The organism is Cumulibacter manganitolerans (genome assembly GCF_009602465.1).
Taxonomy (GTDB): Bacteria; Actinomycetota; Actinomycetes; order Mycobacteriales; family Antricoccaceae; genus Cumulibacter; species Cumulibacter manganitolerans.
Genome location: NZ_WBKP01000099.1, coordinates 1 through 4,203, shown reverse-complemented (window position 1 = coordinate 4,203; position 4,203 = coordinate 1). Strand labels below are relative to the sequence as shown.

The window sequence follows — 4,203 nt, the reverse complement described above, 5'->3', positions numbered from 1 at the left end:
CGACCGGCCGGTCGGCGTCGTGCTCGGCAGCCGGGCCGGCGCGGACGCCGCGGGGCTGTCGGCGTCCGGCCGGCACCTCGCTCGCCGCCAGGCGATGTACGCCCGACGGGGTGCCGGCGAGCTGCTGGCAGGGCGTCGCGTGCTGCTCGTCGACGACATCGTCACCACGGGCGCGACGCTGGGCCGAGCGGCCGAGATCGTGCGGTCCCTGGGCGCCGCCGACGTCCGCGCCGCGGTGGTCGCGGAGACCGAAAAACAGGTGGCCGGCCGGTAAAGCACGGGCAACGCACAGGCTATACGGTGAGGGTGTGACGGGCCCCCTGTCACCGTTGGATCCGTTCAAGACAAATGGAGGATCGCCATGGACATTGTCGTTCACGGACGCGCAGTGGAGGTGCCTGACCACTTCCGGCAGCACGTCGCCGAGAAGCTCGAGAGGCTCGGCCGGTACGACAGCAAGCTCATGAACGTCGACGTGGAGCTGTCGCACGAGAAGAACCGCAAGGGCGACGACCTCTCGCAGAAGATCGAGCGCGTCGAGATCACGGTCAAGACGAAGGGCCCGGTCATCCGTTCCGAGGCCACCGCCGGCGACTTCTACACGGCCCTCGACGACGCCGCGACCAAGCTCGAGCGGCGGATGCGCAAGGGCGCCGAGCGGCGCCGCAACCACCACGGCCGCAACGGCGACTCCGTCCGTGATCCACAACGTCAGGCCGAGGCCGTCTCGGCCGCATCGGCCGAGATCGACGGCCTGCTGGCGTCGTACGACGCCGAGCGGGGCGACAAGCACGAGTCCGACGAGCACCTGCCCGGGCAGATCGTCCGCGACAAGACGCACCCCAGCATCCCGATGACCGCCCAGGAGGCGGTGGAGCAGCTGGAGCTCGTCGGGCACGACTTCTACCTGTTCACGTGCGCCGAGTCCGGCAAGCCCAGCGTCGTGTACCGGCGCAAGGCCTACGACTACGGGGTGATCCGGCTGGCGGAGGCCGGCGCCGCGAGCTAGTGCGGCGATTGCGCCGACAGCACGAGCACCAGACGCGCACCCAAGTACGATGGTCGGGCGGCACCGCTGCCCGGCCATCGTGCTGCCCGGCGCCGCATCCATCGAAGCTACCGAGGGACTGAAAGCACACGTGGTACTCGCACGCATACTCCGCGCTGGTGAGGGCAAGATCCTTCGTCGCCTGCGGACCATCGCCGACGCCGTCGAGGCGATCGAGGACGATTTCACCGACTTGACCGACGCCGAGCTGCGGGCCAAGACCGACGAGTTCCGTGCCCGCCTCGAGGACGGCGAGACCGTCGACGACATCCTGGTGGAGGCGTTCGCCACGGTGCGCGAGGCGGCCACCCGCACCCTCGGGCAGCGGCACTACAACGTGCAGCTGCAGGGCGGCGCCGCGCTGCACCTCGGCAACGTCGCCGAGATGAAGACCGGTGAGGGCAAGACGCTCGTCTCCACGCTGCCGGCCTACCTCAACGCGCTGCCCGGCAACGGCGTGCACGTCGTCACCACCAACGACTACCTGGCCAAGCGCGACGCCGAGTGGATGGGCCGCGTGCACAAGTTCCTCGGCCTGACCGTCGGCACCATCCTGGCCAACGAGCGGCCCGAGCAGCGCCGCGAGTCGTACCTGTGCGACATCACCTACGGCACCAACAACGAGTTCGGCTTCGACTACCTGCGCGACAACATGGCGCACTCGGTCGACGGACTGGTGCAGCGCGGCCACAGCTTCGCGATCGTCGACGAGGTCGACTCGATCCTGGTGGACGAGGCCCGCACCCCGCTGATCATCTCCGGACCGGCCGAGCACTCGCCGCGGTGGTACCTGGAGTTCGCCCGGATCGCCCCGATGCTGAAGAAGAACCGGCACTACGAGGTCGAGGAGGGCAAGCGCACCGTCGGCATCACCGAGGAGGGCGTGGCCCTGGTCGAGGACCAGCTCGGCATCGACAACCTGTACGAGTCCGTCAACACCCCGCTCGTCGGGTACCTCAACAACGCCCTGAAGGCCAAGGAGCTGTTCCGCAAGGACAAGGACTACATCGTCAGCGGCGGCGAGGTGCTGATCGTCGACGAGTTCACCGGCCGCGTCCTGCAGGGCCGCCGCTACAACGAGGGCATGCACCAGGCGATCGAGGCGAAGGAACGCGTCGAGATCAAGCAGGAGAACCAGACCCTCGCGACGATCACCCTGCAGAACTACTTCCGGCTCTACGACAAGCTCTCCGGGATGACCGGTACGGCGCAGACCGAGGCGGCGGAGCTGCACGAGACCTACAAGCTGGGCGTCGTCCCGATCCCGACCAACCGGCCGATGCAGCGCGTCGACCACTCCGACATCATCTACAAGACCGAGTCCGCGAAGTTCACCGCGGTGGTCGACGACATCGCCGAGGCGCACGAGCAGGGCCAGCCGGTGCTGATCGGCACGACGTCGGTCGAGAAGTCCGAGCTGCTGTCGAAGATGCTCACCCGCAAGCAGATCCCGCACGAGGTGCTCAACGCCAAGTACCACGAGCAGGAGGCGCACATCATCGCCGAGGCGGGCCGCCTCGGCGCGGTGACCGTCGCGACCAACATGGCCGGCCGCGGCACGGACATCAAGCTCGGCGGCGACCCGGAGCACATCGCCGACCGCCGGCTGCGGGAACGGGGCCTCAACCCCACCGACACGCCGGAGGAGTACGAGGAGGCGTGGGAGGACGAGCTCGCCACCGCCGAGGAGGAGGTGGCCGCCGAGCACCAGCAGGTCATCGACGCCGGCGGCCTCTACGTGCTGGGCACGGAGCGGCACGAGTCGCGCCGCATCGACAACCAGCTGCGCGGTCGCGCCGGTCGCCAGGGTGATCCCGGCAAGTCGCGGTTCTACCTCTCGATGCACGACGAGCTGATGCGCCGCTCCAACGGCGAGATGCTCGAGGCCATGCTCAACCGGCTGCGGCTGCCGGACGACGTGCCGATCGAGTCCAAGTGGGCGACCCGCTCCATCCGCTCGGCGCAGACCCAGATCGAGCAGCAGAACCACGAGATCCGCAAGAACGTCCTGAAGTACGACGAGGTGATGAACCAGCAGCGCACCGTCATCTACGACGAGCGCCGCCGCGTCCTCGAGGGCGAGGACATGCGCCCGCAGATCGAGGGCATGATCAGCGACGTGGTCACCGACTACGTGGACGCCGCCACCGCGACCGGCTACGCGGAGGACTGGGACCTCGATCAGCTGTGGACCGCGCTGCGCACCCTGTACCCGATCAAGCTCACCCAGGACGACGTCATCGAGCAGGCGGGAGGCCGGGCCAAGCTCACCGCCGCGACGCTGCGCGAGGAGATCGTCGCCGACATCGAGGCGGCGTACGACGAGCGCGAGCAGCAGGTCGGCGCGGAGCAGATGCGCAAGGTCGAGCGCGGCGTCGTGCTGTCGGTGCTCGATCGCAAGTGGCGCGAGCACCTCTACGAGATGGACTACCTGCGCGAGGGCATCCACCTGCGCGGCCTGGCCCAGCGCGACCCCGTGACGGAGTACAAGCGCGAGGGCTTCGAGATGTTCTCCACGATGCTCGACGGCATCAAGGAGGAGAGCGTGGCCTACCTGTTCAACGTCGAGACGCAGATCACCGAGGATCCCGCCGCGCCGTCGGTGTCGGTGCAGAGCGCCGCCCAGCTCGGCGGCCAGTCGCCCCTGGGCCGGTTGCGGGCCGCCGAGCCCGCGGCGGAGGACGAGCAGCCGGCGCCGGCCGCGCCGCGCAAGCCCAGCAAGAAGCGCCGCGTGATCCAGAGCCGCGCCGGGTCGCCCAAGGCAGCGGCCGACGAGCCGGCGGCCGCTGCCGGTGGCGCCGGCGCCGACGGCTCGGACCCCGCTGCCGAGGAGGGGCTGGTGTTCTCCGGCCCGTCGGAGGACGGCACACCGCAGGCGCGCCGGGCCGCGTCGCCGGCGACCAAGGAGAAGTCCGGGCCGAGCAAGAACGGTCCGTGCCCGTGCGGCAGCGGCAAGAAGTACAAGCGCTGCCACGGCGCCGAGCCCGCCTAGACGAGTTGCAGGCTCACGCACTGCCAGCGCTGGTCGAGCCCCACGAACCGGGCGTTCATCGCCCGCACGTGCGGCCCGTGCTGGATCACCGCGGTGGCCTCCAGCACGCCGTCGCGCACCCGGCACAGGTGCACCGCGCGCACGCGCGGCGCCGCGGCCGGCG

Annotated in this window: 4 protein-coding genes; 3 read left to right on the top strand and 1 reads right to left on the bottom strand. The window is 69.8% G+C overall.

Going from position 1 to position 4,203, the window contains the following annotated elements; all coding sequences use genetic code 11:
* The 3 genes from F8A92_RS18125 to secA form a co-directional block, all read left to right on the top strand.
* A partial coding sequence (locus F8A92_RS18125) for a ComF family protein (RefSeq protein ID WP_267130060.1) occupies nucleotides 1-274 on the top strand: 274 nt, incomplete at its 5' end.
* 87 nt (nucleotides 275-361) lie between these two features.
* The gene (gene hpf / locus F8A92_RS18120; RefSeq protein WP_153506582.1) at nucleotides 362-1,009 is read left to right on the top strand and encodes a ribosome hibernation-promoting factor, HPF/YfiA family; all 648 of its coding nucleotides are present in this window, start codon (nucleotides 362-364) and stop codon (nucleotides 1,007-1,009) included.
* Between the two features lie 49 nt (nucleotides 1,010-1,058).
* On the top strand, nucleotides 1,059-4,040 hold the full coding sequence (gene secA, locus F8A92_RS18115; protein ID WP_194291585.1) for a preprotein translocase subunit SecA: 2,982 nt from the start codon (nucleotides 1,059-1,061) through the stop codon (nucleotides 4,038-4,040).
* Here the strand turns inward: secA and F8A92_RS19410 are convergent.
* Nucleotides 4,037-4,183 carry an Rv3235 family protein gene (locus F8A92_RS19410; protein WP_407643709.1) on the bottom strand — a complete coding sequence of 49 codons (147 nt, stop codon included), beginning with the start codon at nucleotides 4,181-4,183 and terminating at the stop codon, nucleotides 4,037-4,039. The two genes, secA and F8A92_RS19410, sit on opposite strands and share 4 nt — an antisense overlap.
* Nucleotides 4,184-4,203: the final 20 nt, after the last annotated feature.